General features: G+C 60.3%; 20 protein-coding genes. 5 read left to right on the top strand and 15 right to left on the bottom strand.

Annotated elements, in window-relative coordinates; genetic code table 11:
* The first annotated feature begins 71 nt into the window (after positions 1-71).
* Positions 72-875: a methyltransferase domain-containing protein gene (locus QOM10_RS06800; protein WP_150775305.1), complete on the top strand. Its 804-nt coding sequence runs from the start codon at positions 72-74 to the stop codon at positions 873-875.
* A gap of 106 nt (positions 876-981) precedes the next feature.
* Here the strand turns inward: QOM10_RS06800 and pcaC are convergent, their stop codons facing one another.
* From pcaC to pcaR, 11 genes are all read right to left on the bottom strand, one after another.
* The gene (gene pcaC / locus QOM10_RS06795) at positions 982-1,374 is read right to left on the bottom strand and encodes a 4-carboxymuconolactone decarboxylase (RefSeq protein ID WP_025110738.1); all 393 of its coding nucleotides are present in this window, start codon (positions 1,372-1,374) and stop codon (positions 982-984) included.
* Positions 1,375-1,384: 10 nt separating this feature from the next.
* The gene (gene pcaD, locus QOM10_RS06790) at positions 1,385-2,176 is read right to left on the bottom strand and encodes a 3-oxoadipate enol-lactonase (protein WP_316917774.1); all 792 of its coding nucleotides are present in this window, start codon (positions 2,174-2,176) and stop codon (positions 1,385-1,387) included.
* Between the two features lie 12 nt (positions 2,177-2,188).
* A complete protein-coding gene (locus tag QOM10_RS06785; protein WP_150775303.1) occupies positions 2,189-3,553 on the bottom strand; it encodes a 3-carboxy-cis,cis-muconate cycloisomerase in 1,365 nt (454 codons plus the stop codon).
* Positions 3,554-3,599: 46 nt separating this feature from the next.
* Positions 3,600-4,898 carry an MFS family transporter gene (locus tag QOM10_RS06780; protein WP_122845035.1) on the bottom strand — a complete coding sequence of 433 codons (1,299 nt, stop codon included), beginning with the start codon at positions 4,896-4,898 and terminating at the stop codon, positions 3,600-3,602.
* A 187-nt stretch (positions 4,899-5,085) separates the two neighbouring features.
* Positions 5,086-5,652: a protocatechuate 3,4-dioxygenase subunit alpha gene (gene pcaG, locus QOM10_RS06775; RefSeq protein WP_095119179.1), complete on the bottom strand. Its 567-nt coding sequence runs from the start codon at positions 5,650-5,652 to the stop codon at positions 5,086-5,088.
* Between the two features lies 1 nt (position 5,653).
* Positions 5,654-6,358, bottom strand: a complete 705-nt coding sequence (gene pcaH / locus QOM10_RS06770; RefSeq protein WP_008080089.1) for a protocatechuate 3,4-dioxygenase subunit beta — start codon at positions 6,356-6,358, stop codon at positions 5,654-5,656.
* Between the two features lie 36 nt (positions 6,359-6,394).
* Entirely contained in the window at positions 6,395-7,600 is a 1,206-nt protein-coding gene (gene pcaF, locus QOM10_RS06765; protein ID WP_174244436.1) for a 3-oxoadipyl-CoA thiolase, read from the bottom strand.
* The gene (locus QOM10_RS06760; protein ID WP_316917773.1) at positions 7,597-8,376 is read right to left on the bottom strand and encodes a CoA-transferase subunit beta; all 780 of its coding nucleotides are present in this window, start codon (positions 8,374-8,376) and stop codon (positions 7,597-7,599) included. Before QOM10_RS06760 ends, pcaF begins: the two co-directional genes overlap by 4 nt.
* Positions 8,376-9,233 carry a CoA transferase subunit A gene (locus QOM10_RS06755; protein ID WP_099758203.1) on the bottom strand — a complete coding sequence of 286 codons (858 nt, stop codon included), beginning with the start codon at positions 9,231-9,233 and terminating at the stop codon, positions 8,376-8,378. Before QOM10_RS06755 ends, QOM10_RS06760 begins: the two co-directional genes overlap by 1 nt.
* A 272-nt stretch (positions 9,234-9,505) precedes the next feature.
* Positions 9,506-10,852: an MFS transporter gene (locus tag QOM10_RS06750; protein ID WP_127926124.1), complete on the bottom strand. Its 1,347-nt coding sequence runs from the start codon at positions 10,850-10,852 to the stop codon at positions 9,506-9,508.
* Positions 10,853-11,146: 294 nt separating this feature from the next.
* On the bottom strand, positions 11,147-11,989 hold the full coding sequence (gene pcaR / locus QOM10_RS06745; protein WP_007917109.1) for a pca regulon transcriptional regulator PcaR: 843 nt from the start codon (positions 11,987-11,989) through the stop codon (positions 11,147-11,149).
* Positions 11,990-12,640: 651 nt separating this feature from the next.
* Between pcaR and QOM10_RS06740 the strand changes: the two genes are divergently transcribed.
* Both QOM10_RS06740 and QOM10_RS06735 read left to right on the top strand, forming a co-directional pair.
* A complete protein-coding gene (locus QOM10_RS06740; protein ID WP_127926122.1) occupies positions 12,641-12,841 on the top strand; it encodes a hypothetical protein in 201 nt (66 codons plus the stop codon).
* 374 nt (positions 12,842-13,215) lie between these two features.
* Positions 13,216-14,691: an inorganic phosphate transporter gene (locus QOM10_RS06735; protein WP_034153067.1), complete on the top strand. Its 1,476-nt coding sequence runs from the start codon at positions 13,216-13,218 to the stop codon at positions 14,689-14,691.
* Between the two features lie 1,004 nt (positions 14,692-15,695).
* Here the strand turns inward: QOM10_RS06735 and ccoM are convergent.
* The 3 genes from ccoM to QOM10_RS06720 form a co-directional block, all read right to left on the bottom strand.
* Positions 15,696-15,809 carry a cytochrome c oxidase subunit CcoM gene (gene ccoM / locus QOM10_RS06730; protein ID WP_003222396.1) on the bottom strand — a complete coding sequence of 38 codons (114 nt, stop codon included), beginning with the start codon at positions 15,807-15,809 and terminating at the stop codon, positions 15,696-15,698.
* 145 nt (positions 15,810-15,954) lie between these two features.
* Positions 15,955-16,116, bottom strand: a complete 162-nt coding sequence (locus QOM10_RS06725) for a hypothetical protein (protein WP_095119184.1) — start codon at positions 16,114-16,116, stop codon at positions 15,955-15,957.
* Between the two features lie 97 nt (positions 16,117-16,213).
* The gene (locus tag QOM10_RS06720; protein ID WP_077571425.1) at positions 16,214-16,555 is read right to left on the bottom strand and encodes an aspartate-semialdehyde dehydrogenase; all 342 of its coding nucleotides are present in this window, start codon (positions 16,553-16,555) and stop codon (positions 16,214-16,216) included.
* Positions 16,556-16,797: 242 nt separating this feature from the next.
* Here QOM10_RS06720 and rapA point away from each other — a divergent pair, with 242 nt between their 5' ends.
* Positions 16,798-19,644 (top strand): RNA polymerase-associated protein RapA, encoded by a 2,847-nt coding sequence (gene rapA / locus QOM10_RS06715; RefSeq protein WP_127926121.1) that lies wholly within the window; start codon positions 16,798-16,800, stop codon positions 19,642-19,644.
* Between the two features lie 184 nt (positions 19,645-19,828).
* Here rapA and QOM10_RS06710 read toward each other — a convergent pair whose 3' ends face one another.
* Positions 19,829-21,178 (bottom strand): spinster family MFS transporter, encoded by a 1,350-nt coding sequence (locus tag QOM10_RS06710; RefSeq protein WP_127926119.1) that lies wholly within the window; start codon positions 21,176-21,178, stop codon positions 19,829-19,831.
* A gap of 301 nt (positions 21,179-21,479) precedes the next feature.
* On the opposite strand from QOM10_RS06710, the gene QOM10_RS06705 reads away from it, so the two are divergent.
* Positions 21,480-21,848 carry a YkgJ family cysteine cluster protein gene (locus QOM10_RS06705; protein WP_034155003.1) on the top strand — a complete coding sequence of 123 codons (369 nt, stop codon included), beginning with the start codon at positions 21,480-21,482 and terminating at the stop codon, positions 21,846-21,848.
* Positions 21,849-21,893: the final 45 nt, after the last annotated feature.

The raw sequence follows: 21,893 nt of genomic DNA, 5'->3' as shown, positions 1-21,893 counted from the left end.
CGTAGTCGGTCCTCAAGCTGGGAGCCAGGTTGTCATCGGAAGACACCAACGATCACCGGAGGACCACCTCAATGATCTCTCGTCTCGCAACACCCGACTGGGACGCCAAGGCGTACCAGCAGTTTTCCCGTCTCAGGCAACGCCCGGTCCATGAATTGCTCGACCGCGTCGACCTGCCCAACCCGCAACGCATTTACGACCTTGGCTGCGGCACCGGCATTGCCACGCAGTTGTTGGCCGAACGCTGGCCGCGCGCGCAGTTGCAGGGCGTCGACAGCTCCACGCAGATGCTCGATGAAGCGCGCTGTCTGCCGATCCGGGCGCAGTGGAAGTGTTGCGATCTGCTCGACTGGCAACCAGAGCAGCCAGCGGATCTGCTGCTCGCTGCCGCCGTACTGCACTTTATCGGGGGCCATGAAACGCTGCTGCCGCATCTGCTCGGTTATCTGAATCCCGGCGGTTGTCTGGCAGCGCACATGCCGGACTGGCGCGATGCGCTGTGGTATCGGCTGATGCTCGACACCCTCGAAGACGGCGGTCCCGGCGGCACGCCAATAGGCACACCAGAACTGCGTCAGCGCATGGCCGCACGGCCGTTGTTGGCACTGGAGGATTACTACCGTTTGCTCGCGCCGCTGACCTCGTCGCTGGATATCTGGGAGACCGAGCAGTTGCAGGTAGTCGACGGCAAATCACCGGTGTACGACTGGGTGAAAGTCTCGGCGCTGCGGCCGGTGATGCAGGCGCTGAGTCCAGAGGAACAGACGCGGTTTATCTATCACTATCTGATGCGGGTGCATGAGCATTATCCGCAGGAGGGGGATGGGCGTACGTTGTTTGCGTTCAAGCGGATATTTATTGTTGCCAGGGTTTGATGTATCGCGGCCACTACCGCTTTCGCGAGCAGGCTCACTCCTACAGGGGAACGCATTCCAAATGTAGGAGTGAGCCTGCTCGCGATGGTGTCAGCCCGGCCAACGACTATTCTCGGGATTCAACTCCTAGCTCATCCCACACCGATTCAGCCAGATGAAACGTCGCATTCGCCGCCGGAATCCCGCAGTAAATCGCACTCTGCATGATCACTTCCTTGATCTCGCCCCGGCTCACGCCATTATTGGCCGCCGCACGCAGGTGAAGTTTCAGCTCACCTTCGCGGTTCATGCCGATCAGCATCGCGATGGTGATCAGGCTACGCGTGTGCCGAGGCAAACCCGGACGCGTCCAGATATCGCCCCAGGCATGCCGGGTGATCATCTCCTGGAACTCCGAGTTGAACTCGGTCAGCGTGGTCAGGCTGCGATCGACATGCGCATCACCCAGCACTGCGCGGCGCACTTGCATGCCGTCGTCGTAACGTTGTTTCTCGTCCACAAAAACTTCCTCACTTAGCCTGCAAAAACGCCAAGACACGATCACTGAAATCTGCGCCGGCCTGCACGTTGGACAGATGCGCCGCATAGAACTCGGCATATTCGGCACCGCGCACATGTTCCTGAATGAAGTGCCCACCAGACGGCGGCGTCACCGCATCTTCAGTCCCGGCGATCACCAGCAACGGCACATTGATCGACGCCAGTTGCTCGCGGAAATCGGCATCACGCACCGCCGCACAATTGGCCGCGTAACCTTCAGGCGAAGTCGCTGCGAGCATGTCGGTAATCTGCTTGGCCGCCGCCGGATGCGCCGCCGAAAAATCCGGAGTAAACCAGCGGGCAATCGACGCATCACGCAGGGCAACCATCGCCGCTGCGCCATCGCGCAGCACGGTTTCGATGCGTGGGTTCCACACCGACGGATCGCCGATTTTAGCTGCGGTGTTGCAGACGATCAGCTTGTTCAGACGATGCCCGGCATTGATGCCCAGCCACTGGCCGATCAAGCCGCCCATCGACAGTCCGCAAAAATGCGCACGCTCGATATGCAGTGCATCCAGCAGACCGAGCACGTCGTGACCGAGTTGCTCGATGCTGTACGGGCCCGCCGTCACCAGCGATTGGCCATGGCCACGGGTATCGAAACGCAGCACGCGAAAGTGCTCGGTGAACGCTGGCATCTGCGCGTCCCACATGTGCAGATCGGTGCCCAGCGAGTTGGACAACACCAGCACCGGCGCATCGACCGGGCCCTCGATTTGATAATGCAGTTCGCCATCGGCGAGTTGAACGAAAGCCACAGCCCTCTCCTTTCAGTCAGACAATGCGTTGTGTTCGGCCACCGCGCGCTCGACCCAGGTTTTCGCCTGACCGAGATAATGGGCGGGGTTCAAAAGATGATCGAGTTCAGCGTTGCTCAGCTCAGCAGTGACTTGCGGTTCATCACCTAGCACTGCGCGTAAATGGCGCTGCTCGGCCACCGCGCGTTTGCAGCATTGCTCAAGCAGATGATGCGCAGTGTCGCGGCCGACACGCTGGGCGAGGACGATGCTGACGGCTTCGGCCAGCACCAGCCCCTGAGTCAATTCGAGGTTGCGGCCCATGCGCTCGGCATCGACTTCCAGGCCATCGGCCAACAAGCGTGCTTGTTGCAGCGAACCGGAAACGAGGCAGCAAATCTCCGGCAAGGTTTCCCATTCGGCATGCCACAGGCCGAGACTGCGTTCATGTTCCTGGGGCATCGCGCTGAACAGCGTCGAGACCAGACCCGGCACCCGCGTCGCCGCGCCGATCAACACCGCCGCGCCGACCGGATTACGTTTGTGCGGCATGGTCGACGAACCGCCCTTGCCAGGCGCCGAGGGCTCGAAAACCTCAGCCGCTTCGGTCTGCATCAACAGGCTGATGTCGCGGCCGAATTTGCCGAGGCTGCCGGCGATCAAACCGAGCACCGCGCCGAACTCGACCACGCGATCACGCTGGGTGTGCCACGGTTGTTCCGGCAAGGTCAGTTGCAGTTCTTCAGCCAGCGCTTCGGCAATCGGCAAGGCTTGTTCGCCCAAGGCTGCGAGCGTCCCGGAAGCACCGCCAAATTGCAGCACCAGCAGACGCGGCTTGAGTTCGCGCAGACGCTGGCGGCTGCGAGTCACGGCGCCCAACCAGCCGGCGATTTTCATGCCCAGGGTCACCGGCGTCGCGTGTTGCAACCAAGTGCGTCCGGCCAGCGGCGTTGCAGCATGGCGTTGGGCTTGAACAGCGAGAGAGTCGGCCAGTTGCGCCAGATCGTCTTCGATCAGCACCAATGCCTGACGCAATTGCAGCACCAGCCCGGAGTCCATCACGTCCTGACTGGTCGCCCCCAAATGCACATAACGCTCGGCTTCGGCACTGGTCGCGGCAATCTGCTTGCCCAACGCTTTGACCAACGGAATCGCCGAATTGCCGGCCGTGGCAATCGCCTCGCCCAGCGCCGCAAAGTCATACAACCGCGCGTTACACGCCGCAGCAATCGGTGCGACAGCCGCAGAAGGAATCAGACCGACCCGCGCCTCGGCCCGGGCCAGCGCCGCTTCGAAGTCGAGCATGGCCTGCACGCGGCCCTGATCGCAGAACACCTCACGCATATCGCGGGCAGTGAAGTAGGCATCGAACAATTGATTGCCCGGTCGCTGAGTCATAAACAGTCCTTGCCGGCGCGGGCCGAGGCGACCCGCGCGCATCGGGTTAGAGATCGTGGTGCAAGTACGCCGCCTGCTTCGGCAAACGCAAACTGAACAGGAAGGCGATCGCCATCATCGCCGTCACGTACCAGTAGAAGGAGTTTTCCATGCCGATGTTCTTCAAGCTCAGCGCGACGAATTCCGCCGAACCGCCGAAGATCGCGTTCGCCACCGCATAAGCCAGACCGACGCCGAGGGCGCGGACTTCCGGCGGGAACATCTCGGCTTTCACCAGGCCGCTGATCGAGGTGTAGAAACTGACGATCGCCAGCGCCACGGTGATCAACACAAACGCGAGGAACGGACTGCTGACACTTTTCAGGCTCAACAGAATCGGCACGGTGAACAGCGTACCGAGCGCGCCGAACCAAAGCATCGAGTTACGTCGGCCGATCTTGTCGGCGAGCATGCCGAACAGCGGCTGCATGCACATATAAAGGAACAGTGCGCCGGTCATGATGTAGCTGGCGGTCTTGGCGTGCATGCCGGCGGTGTTCACCAGGTACTTCTGCATGTACGTGGTGAAGGTGTAGAAAATCAGCGAGCCACCGGCGGTGTAACCGAGCACGGTGATGAACGCGGCTTTGTGATCGCGGAACAGCGCAGCGATGCTGCCAGCGTCTTTGTGTTCGCGGGTCTCCTTGTTGGTGGTTTCTTTCAGACTGCGACGCAGGAACAGCGAAATCAATGCCGCCACCGCACCGACCACAAACGGAATCCGCCAGCCGTAGGCACGCAGGTCTTCTTCGGTGAGGAATTGCTGCAGAACCACCACCAGCGATACCGCCAGCAGTTGCCCGCCGATCAGGGTCACATACTGGAACGAGGCGAAAAATCCGCGCTGGCCCTTGAGGGCGACTTCGCTCATGTAGGTCGCGGTGGTGCCGTACTCGCCGCCGACCGACAGGCCTTGCAGCAGACGGGCGAACAACAGCAGCACCGGTGCCCAGACGCCGATGTCTTTATAGGTCGGCAAACAGGCGATCAGCAACGAGCCGAAGCACATCATCAGAATCGAGATGAGCATTGAATTCTTGCGCCCGTGCTTGTCGGCGACCCGGCCGAAAATCCAGCCACCGATCGGGCGCATCAGGAAACCGGCAGCGAACACGCCTGCGGTGTTGACCAGTTGCACGGTCGGGTTGTCGGAGGGGAAAAACGCCGGGGCGAAATAGATCGCGCAGAAGGCGTAGACGTAGAAGTCGAACCATTCGACGAGGTTGCCGGACGAGGCGCCGACAATGGCAAAGATACGCTTGCTGCGCTCTTCACCGGTGTAATGGGAGGCAGTGGTGGTTGTCATTGTTTTTCACTCGATAGGGACAGTGAGAGTCTAGACATACTTTGCAACAGTCCCGTTCCACATCCTATATCGATCGTTCCCACGCTCCGCGTGGTAACGCATCCGGTGACGCTCCGCGTCACAGTGGACGCAGAGCGTCCATGGCGGCATTCCCACGCAGAGCGTGGGAACGATCAGTAGGCAGCGATCAGTAATCGAAGAACACGGTTTCGGCATCAGTGCCCTGCAGAATCACATTCCACTGGTAAACACCCGAGGCGTCCTGCTTGGCCAGCAACGTACTACGACGCTCGGCCGGCACACATTCGAGCAACGGATCATCGACGTTCGCCGGCTCGCCTTCAAAGTAGATCCGCGTCAGCAAGTGCTTGACCAAGCCACGGGCAAACACCAGCACCACCAGATGCGGCGCCTGGGTCGAGCCTTTCAGCCCCTCAACCGTACCCGGTTTGATCGTGGTGAAACGGAAACGCCCTTCAGCATCCACCGGCACCCGGCCAAAACCTTCAAAATTCGGATCGAGCGGTTTGTCCTGCTCGTCTTCCGGGTGGTCGTATTTGCCGGCGGCATTCGCCTGCCAGACTTCAAGCATGGCGTCGTTGACGACATCGCCATTGCCATCCACCACTTGCCCGGTGATCGCCACACGCTCGCCGAGGGTCTGCTCGACGGTGAGGTTTTCGCGGTTCAGCCAGGTCAGGCCGATGTGGTAATACGGCCCGACGGTGTGGGACGTGGTCGCAGTCAGCGTCATCTTATTTCTCCATCGGCGTGGCTTCACGCCCGCGCAGCACGATGTCCCAGCGATAACCGAGGGCGTAGGACGGAATGGTTTTTTCCAGATCGAAACTGGCGATCAGGCGCTCTTTGGCCGAAGTGTCCGGCACGCAGTTGTAGATCGGGTCGTAAGCCAGCAGCGGGTCGCCCGGGAAGTACATCTGCGTGACCAGACGCGTGAGGATGCTCGGCCCGAACAGCGAAAAGTGGATATGCGCTGGGCGCCAGGCGTTGTGGTGGTTGCCCCACGGGTAGGCGCCGGGCTTGATGGTCTGGAACTGGTACCAGCCATCGGCGTCGGTGACGGTGCGGCCGGTGCCGGTGAAGTTCGGGTCCAGCGGCGCATCGTGCAGGTCGCGCTTGTGGTTGTAGCGGCCGGCGGCGTTGGCCTGCCAGATCTCCACCAGAATTCCCGGCACCGGCAGACCATTTTCGTCGAGCACGCGGCCGTGAATGATGATGCGTTCGCCCTGTGGCTCGCCTTCATGCTGGGCGGTCAAGTCGTTGTCGGTGTCGCCCACACGCTCGGCGCCGATAGTCGGGCCGGTGATTTCCGACAGCGAGTGCGGCAGAAACACCAATGGCTTCGACGGCGAGCGCAGGTTGGTGGATTGATACGTCGGGTGCAGGTACTCAGGCTGAGTGCCTTCCTGCGGACGACGGTAACCAGGCTTGTCAGACATGTCGCTTTCCTCTGTTCTTTTTCGTCACGGCTTGCGTCAGACGCGTTCGATGGCCAGGGCCAGACCTTGGCCGACACCGACGCACATGGTCGCCAGACCTTTCTTGCCACCGGTCTTTTCCAACTGATGCAGCGCGGTCAGCACCAGACGCGCACCGCTCATGCCCAACGGGTGACCGAGGGCAATCGCGCCACCGTTCGGGTTGACTTGCGCGGCGTCATCCGCCAGACCCAGTTCACGCAGCACCGCCAAACCTTGGCTGGCAAACGCTTCGTTGAGTTCGATCACGTCGAAATCGCTGACGGCTACGCCAAGACGCTCGATCAATTTACGCACCGCCGGCACCGGGCCGATGCCCATCACCCGCGGCGCCACACCGGCGCTGGCCATGCCGAGCACTTTGGCGCGGGCGGTCAGGCCATGTTTTTTCACCGCTTCGGCGGAAGCCAGAATCAGTGCGGCAGCACCGTCGTTGACCCCGGAAGCATTGCCGGCGGTGACGGTTTTGTCCGGGCCATTAACCGGTTTGAGTTTGGTCAGTGCTTCAATCGTCGTGTCGGCGCGCGGATGTTCGTCCTGGCTGACCACGGTTTCGCCCTTCTTGTGGGCAATCCGTACTTCAACAATTTCTTCGGCGAAGTAACCGGCGGCCTGCGCGGCGGCGGTACGTTGCTGGCTGCGCAGGGCGAAAGCGTCCTGATCGGCGCGCGAGACTTTATAGTCGTCGGCGACGTTGTCGGCGGTCTGCGGCATCGCGTCGACGCCGTACTGCGCCTTCATCAACGGGTTGATAAAACGCCAGCCGATGGTGGTGTCTTCCAGCTTCATGTTGCGCGAGAAAGCCGCGTCAGCCTTGCCCATCACGAACGGCGCGCGGGACATCGACTCGACGCCGCCGGCAATCGCCAGCTCCATCTCGCCGCTGGCAATCGCCCGGAATGCCGTACCGATGGCGTCCATGCCCGAAGCACAGAGGCGATTGAGGGTCACGCCCGGCACGCTGTCCGGCAGGCCGGCCAGCAGCAGCGCCATACGCGCAACGTTGCGGTTGTCTTCACCGGCCTGGTTGGCGCAGCCGAGAAAGACTTCGTCGATGGCGTTCCAGTCCACCGAGGGATTGCGCTCCATCAGGGCCTTGATCGGCACGGCGGCCAAATCATCAGCGCGAACAGCGGACAGTCCGCCACCAAAACGGCCAATCGGCGTGCGAATCGCGTCGCAGATATAAACGTCACGCATCATGCTTCTCCCGGTGCCTGGCCGTGGGCGGCGGCAGTACGCGCTTCGAGATCGCGCAGCGCAGTCAGTTCGACTTCAGTCGGTTCAGCGGTGTTTTCAACATGCTCGGCAAAACGGATCGCCCAACCGGTGGCCGCGACCACTTGCTCGCGGGTCACGCCAGGATGCAACGCGGTGACCACGAACTCATGGGTGCCCGCTTCCGGCTCCATGATGCACAGGTCGGTGATGATCCCGACCGGACCGGCGCCCGGCAGGCCCAGACGTTTGCGCGAATCGCCGCCCTCGCCGTGACCGACCGAGGTGATGAAATCGAGCTTGTCGACAAACGAACGCGCCGACTGTTTAAGGATGATCAACACGCTTTTCGCCGAACCGGCAATTTCCGGCGCGCCACCGGCACCCGGCAGACGCACTTTCGGCGAGAAGTAATCGCCAACCACGGTGGTGTTGATGTTGCCGAAACGGTCGACCTGCGCGGCGCCGAGAAAACCGACGTCGATGCGCCCGCCCTGCAACCAGTAGCGAAAAATCTCACCGGTCGGTACGACGGTATCAGCGGTTTCCGCCAGCTCACCGTCACCGATCGACAGTGGCAGCACGCTTGGCTTGGCGCCAATCGGGCCCGACTCATAGATCAGCACCACGTCCGGCGACGAGGTCAGACGCGCAAGGTTGGCGGCTTTCGACGGCAGGCCGATGCCGACGAAGCACACCGAGCCGTTCTTCAGGCGACGGGCCGCCGCGACGGTCATCATTTCATTGGTGGTGTAAGTCATTACTTGGCCTCCGAAGCAGCGGCCAACTTGGCCTGGAACGCGCTGAAGTCAGCGCAGCCATGGATGTATTCGTTGATCCACGCGGTAAACGTCTCACGGTCGCGGGCGATCGGATCCCACGCTTGATAGAAACGATTATCGCGCTCGGTGTAACCGTGGGCGTAGGACGGGTGCGCGCCGCCGGGTACGTGGCAGACTGCGCTCAAGGCCCAGGTCGGCAATACACAGGCGTTCATCGGCGCGTTGAGGTCGTCGACGATTTCTTCAACAGTGACGATGCAGCGTTTGGCGGCCAGTGCGGCTTCTTTCTGCACACCGAGAATGCCCCACAGCAGCACATTGCCTTGGCGGTCGGCTTTCTGTGCGTGGATCACGGTCACGTCCGGGCGCACCGACGGCACGGCCGCCAGCACTTCACCGGTGAACGGGCAGGTCACGGTTTTGATCAGCGGATTGACCTTCGGCAGGTCGGAACCGGCGTAGGCACGCAGCACCGCGAATGGCAGCCCGGAAGCACCGGCGACGTAGGCATTCGCCAGGTCAGCGTGGCTGTGTTCTTCGATTTCCAGCGCGTGCGGCCATTGCTTCTCGACCGCGTCACGCAGACGGTGCAGGGAGCCCACACCCGGGTTGCCGCCCCAGGAGAAAATCAGTTTGCGTGCGCAACCGGCGCCAATCAGTTGGTCGTAGATCAGGTCAGGCGTCATCCGCACCAGCGTCAGATCTTTCTTGCCCTGACGAATGATTTCATGACCTGCGGCCGTAGGGATCAGGTGAGTGAAGCCTTCGAGCGCGACGGTGTCGCCGTCGTTGACGAATTGCTTCACCGCGTCGTGCAGCGAAAGGATCTCAGCCATGGAGCGGGCTCCTGTTTTTGTAATGAATCGCCAGTGATAAAAAGGCGCGAGGTTCAGCGCCGGAGTCACTGCAGATTAAGCCTAGGGAAATGGCCAAACAATCCGATAATCGACTGAGTGTTCGTTTATCGAACGGATTGTTGTTCTCCTAACAATCGAATCAAAAGCATCGCGAGCAGGCTCACTCCTACAGGGGAACGCATTCCAAATGTGGGAGCGAGCCTGCTCGCGAATAGGCCAGAACATTCAACGAATATTTCTACGCATGAAACTCAAGTCGCATCCGCATGACTGACCATGCCTTTAATCACCACCGCCGTGGTGGCCAACGCCGCCGGAATCACCAACGCCGTCAGCACCTGCTCGAAATTCCAGCCCAGGCCCAACAAGGTCGCGCCCATCCACGCCCCGAGAATCGCGCCAAAGCGGCCAATCCCCAGCATCCACGAGACCCCGGTCGCCCGCCCCTGCGTTGGATAGAACCGCGCCGCCAGTGACGGCATTGCCGATTGCGCACCGTTCACGCACATCCCTGCCACCAGCACCAGCGTCGCCAGCAACGTGATATTCCCCAGACTCTGCCCGACCGCGTAGGCAAACACCCCGGCCAGCAGGTAGAAAGTGCCAATGACCTTATGCGGATTGAAGCGGTCCATCGCCCATCCCACCGCGACCGCGCTCAAGACCCCGCCGAACTGGAACAACGCACCGATAAACGCGGCTTGTTCCATGCTCGCGCCACTGTCACGCATCAGCGTCGGCAGCCAACTGGTCAGCAGATAAACAATCACCAGGCCCATGAAATAGGTCAGCCATAGCAACAAGGTGCCGGTGCTGTAAGTGCCAGAGAAGATCACGGCGAAGACGTTGCGCGCCTTCACTGTTTTCTGTTCCGGCACGCTGAAGCTTGCGGCCTGGGCGACGGTGGCCGGATCGATCGGTGCCAGGGTCTTGCGGATTTTGTCGGTGCCACGGTTACGGACTACAAGGTAACGCGCCGATTCCGGCAGCCAGAACAGCAGCACCACCGCGAGAATCAACGGCAAGATCCCGCCGATCAGCAGCAGGCTGTGCCAGCCGAACGCCGGAATCAGCTTGGCGGAAATGAACCCGCCACCGGCCATGCCGAGGTTGAAACCGCAGAACATGCTGGTCACCAGCAGCGACTTCTTGCGCTCCGGGGTGTACTCCGAGAGCAGCGTGGTGGCATTGGGCATCCCGGCGCCAAGACCCAGGCCAGTGAGGAAACGCAGCACCAGCAATTGCTCTACGTTGCTGCTGTACGCCGACGCCAGACTGAAGGCACCGAACAGCACCACCGCGCCGACGAGGACGACTTTTCGCCCGAAGCGGTCAGCCAGAGGGCCGGAACCCAATGCGCCGAAGACCATGCCGATCAACGCAGCGCTCATCACCGGGCCGAGGCTGGCGCGGTCGATGCCCCAGTCCTGCGACAACGCCGGGGCGATGAAGCCCATCGCCGCGGTGTCGAGGCCATCGAGGAAGACAATCAGGAAACACAGGATCACCACCCGCCACTGATAGCGCGAGATCGGTTGGGCATTGATGAAGGTCTGCACGTCGAGGCAGTTACCTACAGCGGACTGAGGCTGGTTCATTATTTTTATTCCACGCAAAAAACGCAGTCGAACGGCGGCCGGCCAAAGAGCGGCACGGTCACAAGAATAGAAGGTCTGGATCAGGCGTTGCGGGAAACCCGGCAACAGCGGGTGAAGCGGAGACAGTCGGAGAGCGTGCGCATGGTGAGTTGCCTCTTGTCATTATTATGGGAGTCGACAGTCCGGCGGGCTCATTCACATCAGCGCCGGATGACGCTGCCGCGACATTAATGATCCGAGGGTTTTAGCGTCAATTCGATAAACGCAACACTGTGCGTTTATCGAACAGCTTCATCAGGCAAACAACTGCGCACTGAGGTCGCGGCTGGCACTGAGCAAGCCCGGCAGGAAGCGCTGCTCAAGCTCGGTACGGCTGACGCGACCGGCGTGGGTGCTGACGTTGAGCGCTGCGACCACTTGGCCGGAAGCGTCGTAGACCGGCACGGCAATCGAGCGCAGACCCTGTTCCAGTTCCTGATCGACGATACACCAGCCTTGCTGTCGCACTTCCTGCAGGCATTCGAGCAGCGCATCGGGTGTATGGATCGTGCGGCTGGTCTTGGCGACCAGTTCGGCGTGATCGAGGTATTCACGCAGCGATGTGTCATCGAGGGCTGCCAGCAGAATCCGCCCCATCGACGTGCAATACGCCGGCAAGCGACCGCCCACCGACAGGTCCACCGAAATCAGCCGCTGCGTGGTCGCCGAACGGGCGATGTAGAGAATGTCATCGCCCTCCAGCGTGGCCATGTTGCAGGCTTCGTGCAGTTGCTCGCTCATGCGGTCGAGGTACGGCTGGGCGGACACTGCCAACGGCGTCGACGACAGATAGGCGTGGCCGAGGGTCAGCACTTTGGGCAGCAATGAGTAGGTGCGACCGTCCGTGGTGGCGTAGCCGAGTTTGATCAAGGTATGCAGGCAACGGCGCACGGCGGCGCGGGGAATTTCCGTGCGGTGACTGATTTGGGCGATGGTCAGATGACGCTTGCGCTCCTGAAACGCCTGCACCACCGCCAAGCCACGGGCCAGCGAGGTCATGAAGTCCGGATCACCGGTCAGCGCCTGGATGCGTTTGGCCGGCGAGGCGACGATCGGCGGCGCCACGGAGGTGAAAGAGTTGCGCATTTGATCGTTCATTTCTTGTCCTTTTATCCGGCACGGATCAATGGGCTATACAAGCGGCTCGCCGGCAAATGCACAAGCGTCTGGCCTGCAAGATTGGGCGATTATCGAACCGTCGGCCGATAATCGCAATCGGCCGTTCGGCTTGCTTCAAACCCTTTCCGGGGTTCGCTCAACTTCAGCCTTTATCTGAATCACTGCTTTAGTTGTTCGACTAAATGGCGCCAAAAACCGATCGCGTGGCAAATAACGGCCAACGCACACTTCAACTAGCGACAAAAGTTGCGAGTCACAAAACAATCACACATCCGGAACCGTTTTTAACTTGGCAAAGATAGTCATTCCCGAATCGACCGCTATAATGCACCTCAGTGGCACCTCGTTTTTAATCGCCGAGGCCGTCACCCGCTGAGGCGATGTCCATCGCCAACAGCCCGGCCAGCGCCCGACACGCATCACTCATGCAACGCCTGCGCTCGCTGAAACAGGAAACTGATGCTGCGTCAGTTTTTATCTGGTGCCGTAGCCGCCTGTAACACGGAAGTCTTGATCGTCCCACCGATAAAACCAATGCCTGTCTGGCATTGAACTCTCGGTGGCTTCGTTCAATCGATTCGTTGCAGTGCGTTTCACCAGACACTTCACTCAACTCATACAGGTAGCACTGTGACGAAAGACGAACTGCGCGCGGAACTTGAGCGCCAGGAACAACGTTACAAGGAAGTTTACGGCGGGGAAGTCACCACCTACGCCGCTCAGCCAGAACCGGAACGCAAAGCGTGGCGTAAACGCCCGACCGTTCAGGATCAGGTCTTCAAGCAAGAAATCGAAAAGATCGAAAAGGAACGCAAAGCCGAAGAGCCTTGAGCCACGGTTTTTGCATCTTTTGAAGGTTTGCGTCCGCACCGGTTACAAGCGCGGTGAAACGACGATGCCTTGCGCGCCCGCTACCCGCGGGCAGCGGCCATCACCCGGCCAGGCAGACTGAGGACGGGCGTCCTACAGGTTTCACAGATATTTCAGACAAGCGTTTGAGACCTCTTCGCGTCGGTAAAATCGCCTACTAAAAAAGGCTTTTATCAATTAAATCAACGACTTGAAAAACCCTGCGGAACGCTAGGTTTTCATGCGCTGCAACAAATTAAATCGAAGAAGTGTGTAACCGATGAGCAGGTAGGGGATCGATTTCCAGTCTTTTCTGGCATAATCGCGCCCCCTTACGACCGGGTCAGAAAACCTTCATGATCGATTTATTCAGCGGACTGGATGCTTGGGTGCTTGTGAGCCTCTTGCTCGCCCTGACGTTTGTCCTCGCCTTCGAGTTCATCAATGGATTTCATGACACCGCTAACGCGGTAGCCACTGTTATCTACACCAAAGCCATGCCGCCTCACCTGGCGGTGTTCTTTTCCGGTGTGTTCAATTTCCTCGGCGTGCTGCTGGGTGGCGTTGGCGTGGCGTATGCCATCGTCCATTTGCTGCCGGTTGAACTGCTGATCAATGTGAACACCGGCCATGGTCTGGCGATGGTGTTCTCGTTGCTCGCCGCGGCAATCGCCTGGAACCTGGGCACCTGGTACTTCGGTATCCCGGCTTCCAGCTCGCACACCTTGATCGGCTCGATCCTCGGTGTCGGCCTGGCCAACGCCCTGATCAACGACATTCCGTTGGCCGACGGCGTGAACTGGCAGAAAGCGATCGACATCGGCGCCTCGCTGGTGTTTTCGCCGATGGCCGGTTTCCTGATCGCCGCGCTGATCCTGATCGGCCTGAAGTGGTGGCGTCCGCTGTCGAAGATGCACAAGACACCGGAACAGCGCCGCAAGATCGACGACAAGAAGCACCCACCGTTCTGGAACCGTCTGGTCCTGGTGATCTCGGCCATGGCCGTGAGCTTCGTGCACGGTTCAAACGATGGCCAGAAAGGCATCGGCCTGATCATGCTGGTGCTGATCGGTATCGTGCCTGCGCAGTTCGTTCTCGACCTGAACAGCACCACCTATCAGATCGAACGTACTCGCGATGCGACCCTGCACCTGAGCCAGTTCTACCAGCGCAACGCCGATTCGCTGGGTGAATTCCTGGCCCTGGGCAAAAGCGTGGAAGGCGACCTGCCGGAGAAATTCCGCTGCAACCCGCAGCAGACCGAACCGACCATCAGCGCCCTGCTGCACACCCTCAAAGGTGTTGCGGACTACCACTCGCTGTCGTCGGAAAGCCGCATTGAAGTGCGTCGTTACCTGCTCTGCCTGGACGACACCGCGAAGAAGGTTGGCAAGCTGCCGGGTCTGGAACCGCGTGAAAAGGCTGACCTCGACAAGCTGCGCAAAGACCTGACCACCACCACCGAATACGCGCCATTCTGGGTGATTCTGGCGGTCGCACTGGCTCTGGGCCTGGGCACCATGGTTGGCTGGAAGCGCGTTGTATTGACCATTGGCGAGAAGATCGGCAAGCAAGGCATGACCTATTCCCAGGGCATGTCGGCGCAGATCACTACTGCCAGTTTGATCGGTATGGCCAACATCTTCAGTCTGCCTGTGTCGACCACGCACGTTCTGTCCTCGGGCGTGGCGGGCACCATGGTCGCCAACAAGAGCGGCCTGCAGGGTGGCACGGTTCGCACCATTCTGTTGGCGTGGGTGTTGACCTTGCCGGCGACTGTTGCGCTGTCGGCCGGGCTGTTCTGGCTGGCGTCGAAGGCGCTGGGTAGTTGATAGATAGCGGTACATGAGAAAGGCGCGATTCGAGAGGATCGCGCCTTTTTTGTGTTTGGGGTTTTGGGATTGGAATTGGGGGTATATCCGTTGCTGCGGGTGTTGCCGCTGGCGGTTTCGCTCTTACAGCGAGTCCCTTTTTCAAACGCCAAAAAGGAACCAAAAGGCTTTGCCCCTGGCGTACGGCACTTCGCTTAGGCTCAGTGTTCCCTCGCTACGGTGTCCATCCGGGGGCATCGCCTACGGCTTGCTTCGCTGCACCTCCTCTCGATGAATGCGGCTACGCCGCACGGCGCTGCGCGCCTATCCCCGGATGAACACCTCCGCTCGGCCTGCCGATGGGGCAAAAGATCAAAAGCCGAAGCAAGATCAAATGCCAGATCAAGAGCCCCTCACCCTAACCCTCTCCCAGAGGGAGAGGGGACTGATCGAGGTGTTTGGGGGAGGTACGCCGACATGCGATATCGCGTTGAACTCAGATTCTGAAAGGCTCACAAATCGGCCCCCTCTCCCTCGGGAGAGGGCTGGGGTGAGGGGAAAATCCACCACAAATCCAAAGCCGACCACGCTGCGCCCTTCACCACTCAACAGGATGAGCGTTAGCTCGGCTGCAGCTTTTGATCTGTAAGGCGACGTCGGAAGGCTGAGTGGAGGGATTGATCCGGGCGTGGGAGCGCAGCGACCGTTTGGCGAAGCCAAACACAGCGAGAGGAGGTGCAGCGAAGCAAACCGTAGGCGCTGCGCCCGGATCGATCCCGTAGCGAAGGAACCCCGAGCCCCAGCGAGCGGGCCGCACGTAGGAGCAAGCGTTTTTTGCTTACTTTTTTTGGCGTTTGAAAAAAAGTGAGTCGCCGTAAGGGCGAAACCGCCAGTGGCAACACCCGAAAAAACGGATATACACCCAACCCCCCAAGAACATGGTCGGCCCAAAGGCCGCCAAGTCAAAAAAAAGGGGCAACCGAAGTCGCCCCAAAATGCCTTGCGTGCCCATCAATCCAGAAGAATCACTTCTTGCGCTTATTCGCATCCTTCCAGATAAAAAATCCAAACCCTGCAAAAAACAGAACCATCAGCCCTACAGTCAGGACCCCGGCAAACACCACGTTATCGAAAAACATGACTGGCCTCCTGGCCCCTGCTCTGCTGCGATGGACCTAAGTTACCAAACACACAGGCGCACAAATTGACCGGGATCAATACCAGCAAGGAAGGGAGATAAAGGAGGGGAATTAAATGACCTGCATCAAAGGATGCAGGGGCAGATCAACGCTTTTTCGGCTTGTTTTTCGACTTTTTCCTGGCTTTTCCCAACGGCATCGCCTGCTCGAAAGCCTGGCGCACTTCGTTCAGGCGCTTCTCTTTTATGTCATGCACCCGCTTGGCGCGCTCAGTGCTGAGGTCGATCAGTTTGTCGTCTTGGCTCATGGCGTTCAGTACATCGCAGTAAAGGATCACAACTGCCACATCACCGGCAGGACCGCGTCAATAATGCAACGTCACACCAGCGCTGACCAGCCGAAGATCAGATCTCGATATCGACCCACAAACCCTGACGCGGCTGATCTTCCATCAGCGGCACCACCGGCACGGTGTTGTCGGCGTTCAACTCGGTACCGGGTATGGCCAGGTGTTCTTCCGGATCTTCATCGGCTTCGCGACGACGGCGATCACGTTCTTGCTGGCGACGCTGTTCTTCGCGCGCCAGCAATCGATCCTCTTCCGGATCGCGTTTTTGCAGATCGATCGTGCTTTCGTTGGAGCTTTCCTGCACCGGCACCACCGGAGGAATGTCCGGCCGCTGGCGGATCGGATCCTGCTGGGAAGTGATCGGCACAGCGCTCAGGGGGAGCATCGGTGGCAACATATAAAGGGTCTCCTGTCAGCAGGCTATCGGCTGCGGCAAAGGCGCCTTGAGCCGTCGGTCGCAAACTTGTGACCGGGTTAACACTCACCGGTGCCCTGTTCTCTCGTAAAACCGACGCATGACCGCCGCCTGCTTCGACTTGCAGCTTGCAGCTAAAAGCTCGCAACTGCTCCTAATCCTTTGGCCCTGAAGCCCTCATTCCGTTAAGATAGCCCGCTTTTTCAAGGTGGGAGTCAGGCAGCATGGCGCAGCAGTATCAACCGGGGCAACGCTGGATCAGTGACAGCGAAGCAGAGCTTGGTTTAGGCACCGTTCTGGCACAGGACGGCCGCTTGTTGACCGTGCTTTACCCGGCCACTGGCGAAACCCGCCAGTACGCGCTACGGAATGCGCCCCTGACCCGCGTGCGGTTCTCGCCGGGTGACAGCATCACCCACTTCGAAGGCTGGAAGATGACCGTGCAGCAAGTCGACGATGTCGACGGCCTGATGGTCTATCACGGTCTCAATGGGCAGAACGAAGCCGTCACCCTGCCGGAAACCCAGCTGTCGAACTTCATTCAATTCCGTCTGGCCAGCGACCGTCTGTTCGCCGGGCAGATCGACCCGCTGGCGTGGTTCTCGCTGCGTTACAACACTCTCGAACACACCAGCCGCCAGCTGCAATCTTCGCTCTGGGGCCTGGGTGGCGTGCGTGCGCAACCGATCGCGCACCAATTGCACATAGCCCGTGAAGTTGCCGACCGCATTGCGCCGCGCGTACTGCTGGCGGACGAAGTGGGTCTGGGTAAAACCATCGAAGCCGGTCTGGTGATCCATCGCCAACTGCTCTCGGGCCGCGCCAACCGCGTGCTGATCCTCGTTCCGGAAAACCTCCAACACCAATGGCTGGTGGAGATGCGCCGCCGCTTCAACCTGCAGGTCGCGCTGTTCGACGAAGAACGCTTTATCGAAAGCGATGCCAGCAACCCGTTCGAAGACACCCAACTGGCGCTGGTTGCGCTGGAATGGCTGGTCGACGACGAGAAAGCGCAGGACGCGCTGTTCGCTGCCGGCTGGGATCTGCTGGTGGTCGACGAAGCGCATCACCTGGTCTGGCACGAAGAAAAAGCCAGCCCGGAATACACCCTGGTCGAGCAACTGGCTGAAACCATCCCCGGTGTGTTGCTGCTCACCGCGACCCCGGAACAACTCGGTCAGGACAGCCACTTCGCTCGCCTGCGCCTGCTCGATCCGAACCGTTTCCATGACCTGGCCGCCTTCCGCGCCGAGAGCGACAACTATCGCCCGGTGGCCGAAGCCGTTCAGGAACTGCTCGACAAGGGCCGTCTCTCGGCCAAAGCGCACAAAACCATCCAGGGTTTCCTCGGCAACGAAGGCGAAGCGCTGCTGACGGCGGTCAACGATGGCGACACCGAAGCCAGTGCGCGCCTCGTGCGTGAGCTGCTCGATCGCCACGGCACCGGCCGCGTGCTGTTCCGTAACACCCGTGCCGCCGTGCAGGGTTTCCCGGAGCGCAAACTGCACCCGTACCCGCTGCCGTGCCCGGACGAATACCTCGAACTGCCGCTGGGCGAACACGCCGAGCTGTACCCGGAAGTCAGCTTCCAGGCGCAACCGGACGCCAGCGAAGAAGAACGCTGGTGGAAATTCGACCCGCGCGTCGAGTGGCTGATCGATCAGCTGAAAATGCTCAAGCGCACCAAGGTGCTGGTGATCTGCGCCCACGCCGAAACCGCGATGGACCTGGAAGACGCCCTGCGCGTGCGTTCCGGCATCCCGGCCACGGTGTTCCATGAAGGGATGAACATCCTTGAGCGTGACCGCGCCGCTGCTTACTTCGCCGATGAGGAGTTCGGTGCGCAAGTGCTGATCTGCTCGGAAATCGGCAGTGAAGGTCGCAACTTCCAGTTCGCTCACCACTTGGTACTGTTCGATCTGCCGTCGCACCCGGACTTGCTCGAGCAGCGGATCGGCCGTCTCGACCGGATCGGCCAGAAGCACATCATCGAACTGCACGTGCCGTACCTGGAAACCAGCCCGCAAGAGCGCCTGTTCCAGTGGTACCACGAAGCGCTGAACGCGTTCCTCAACACCTGCCCGACCGGCAACGCCTTGCAGCACCAGTTCGGCCCGCGCCTGCTGCCGCTGCTCGAAGAAGCCGACGACAGCGAGTGGCAAGCGCTGATCGACGAAGCGCGCACCGAGCGCGAGCGTCTGGAAGCCGAACTGCACACCGGTCGTGACCGTCTGCTGGAACTCAACTCCGGCGGCGCTGGCGAAGGTGAAGCGCTGGTCGAGGACATCCTCGAACAAGACGATCAGTTCGCCCTGCCGATCTACATGGAAACCCTGTTCGACGCGTTCGGCATCGACAGCGAAGACCATTCGGAAAACGCCCTGATCCTCAAGCCGAGCGAGAAGATGCTCGACGCCAGTTTCCCGCTGGGCGACGACGAAGGCGTGACCATTACCTACGACCGCAACCAGGCGCTGTCGCGCGAAGACATGCAGTTCATCACCTGGGAACACCCGATGGTGCAGGGCGGCATGGACCTGGTGCTGTCCGGTTCGATGGGCAACACCGCCGTCGCGCTGATCAAGAACAAGGCGTTGAAACCGGGCACCGTGCTGCTCGAGCTGCTGTATGTCAGCGAAGTGGTGGCGCCGCGTTCGCTGCAACTGGGCCGTTACCTGCCGCCAGCCGCTCTGCGCTGCCTGCTCGATGCCAATGGCAACGATCTGTCGCCACGCGTCTCGTTCGAAACGCTGAACGATCAGCTGGAAAGCGTGCCACGCGCCAGCGCCAACAAGTTCATCCAGGCCCAGCGCGATCAGCTGACGCCACGGATCAACGCCGGTGAAGACAAGATCGCCCCGCGTCACGCCGAGCGCGTGGCCGAGGCCCGTCGCCGTCTGGCGGCTGACACCGACGAAGAACTGGCGCGCCTGACCGCGTTGCAAGCGGTCAACCCGACTGTGCGTGACAGCGAACTGGACGCGTTGCGCCAGCAGCGTGAGCAGGGTCTGGCGATGCTGGATAAAGCGGCATTGCGTCTGGAAGCGATTCGGGTGTTGGTGGCGGGTTAAACCGCCCTGCTCCAGCGCTGAAACAACAAGGCCCGCAGTGATGCGGGCCTTTTTTGTTGCCTGTGATTTAGATCGTTCCCACGCTCTGCGTGGGAATGCCTCAGGGGACGCTCCGCGTTCCAGCTCCGGAAAGGGACGCAGAGCGTCCCGGGCTGCGTTCCCACGCAGAGCGTGGGAACGATCATCATGCCGTCGCCGCTGCGACCTCTGGCTCAACCACAGCAACCAACCCCTCCTTCATCCGCTGCGCATCGCGCACAAAACACCGCGCCGCCAGAAACAGAAAGACCATCGTCAGAAACAGCGCCACCGGAATCAGGTACATCGCATCATGCAGCCCGACTGCCTTGAACGCCTCGGTCATCTGCTCAGCCCCCGCCGCCGCCATCGCGGTATGCGCAAAGTGATCGGACAAGCCACCGACCACCACCGGCCCCAAACCACCGCCCAACAGATACAACCCGGCAAAGAACAACGCCATCGCCGTCGCCCGCAAACGTGGTTCGACCACATCCTGAATCGCCGTGTAAACACAGGTGTAGAAGTTGTAGGCAAACAGCCAACCAATACTGAACACCGCGACAAACACACCAATCTCGATACGGCCGGCATGCAGCGCCCACGCCGTGCACAACGTCGAAATAATCAGACTGAACGCGGCGAACAACAACCGACCATTGGCCACACGCTGGTGAATCTTGTCAGCAATCCAGCCACCCAGCGTCAGCCCGACCAGCCCGGTCACACCAACAATCACCCCGGTCGCCACCGCTGCTTCCTGCAACGGCATGAGGAAATAGCGCTGCAGCATCGGCACCAGAAACGAGTTGCAGGCATACGTCGCGAAGTTGAAGCACAACCCGGCCATCACCAGCCAGAGAAAGGTCGGCACCGCCAGAATCCGGCGGATTGGCTTGTCGACTTTCTCTTGCGAAACCTGCACGGTTTCCGCTGCGCCGCGCTTTGGCTCTTTGATAAAGAACATGAAAATCGCCAGAAGCAGCCCCGGCACCGCCGCAATAAAGAACGGCGCGCGCCAACTGTCGAACGCCTTGACCATCCAGCCGATGGTGAAGAAAGCCAGCAACAGGCCCAGCGGCAAGCCCAACATGAAAATGCCCATGGCCCGCGCCCGACGATGCGCCGGAAACAGATCGCCAATCAGCGAGTTGGCCGCCGGTGCATAACTGGCCTCGCCGATGCCGATGCCCATGCGCACGATCAGGAAACTCCAGAAACTGCCGACCAGGCCGTTGACCGCCGTCAGCGCACTCCACGTCGCCAGGCCCCAGCCCATCAGCTTGCTGCGCGAACCGGTGTCGGCCATGCGCCCCAGCGGCAGCCCGGCAATCGCGTAAACAATCGTGAATGCGGTACCGACGATGCCCAGTTGAAAGTCACTGAGGTGCCACTCCATGCGGATCGGCTCGATGATGATCGCCGGAATGGTGCGGTCGAAGAAGTTGAACAGGTTGGCGAGGAACAGCAGGAACAGAATGCGCCAGGCATTCGCCGCTTGGGTCGAGTTCTGCATGGGTCCGTCTCTTTATTGTTATAGGGCTTCACTGCCAACGCATCCGAGCCCGGAACCTGCAATCTAGTCAGGCATGACGGGGCTGTCTGTGATCATTCGTCTGCCTGATATCGGGCCATGGCACTGTAACGAAACGTAAGCCCTTGATAAGTCAGAAATCCCCCTGAAACCGGGGCTTTTGCGGCAAAACCTTGCCACAAAAAAATAGTTTCGCGCCCCCCTTCCCAAGTCTGCGGCAAAGCCTAGAATGGCCGCCGGATCCGTCCGGATCTCCCGATCAATCCCTTTGATACCCCCGCCCATGTCCGAAGTCAGTCCGTGTCTGAATTGCGGTGCCTGCTGTTCCCATTTTCGCGTGTCTTTTTTCTGGGGTGAGTGCGCTTCCTCCGGCGGCACGGTGCCCGATGAACTGGTCACGCAAATCAGCCCCAGTCGGGTGGCGATGAACGGCACCGACTGCAAATCGCCGCGCTGCACGGCGTTGGTCGGCGAAGTCGGCAGCGAGGTGAAGTGCTCGATTTACGAATTGCGCTCCAGCCCTTGCCGTGAATTCGAATCGTCCTGGGAAAACGGCGAACAGAATGTCGACTGCGATAAGGCCCGCGCGCGTTTTGGCTTGCCGCCGCTGCAACCGGACTGGGCGCAAATTCCTTTCGAACAGATCGCTTGAGCCTTTAGCGCCAATCGCTATGACGCTAATGCCGAAATCATTAGC

The sequence above is a fragment of the Pseudomonas sp. P108 genome, assembly GCF_032613195.1.
Taxonomy (GTDB): domain Bacteria; phylum Pseudomonadota; class Gammaproteobacteria; order Pseudomonadales; family Pseudomonadaceae; genus Aquipseudomonas.
Note: the sequence above shows the minus strand (reverse complement) of the source record. Positions and strands in the feature narration are given on the sequence as shown.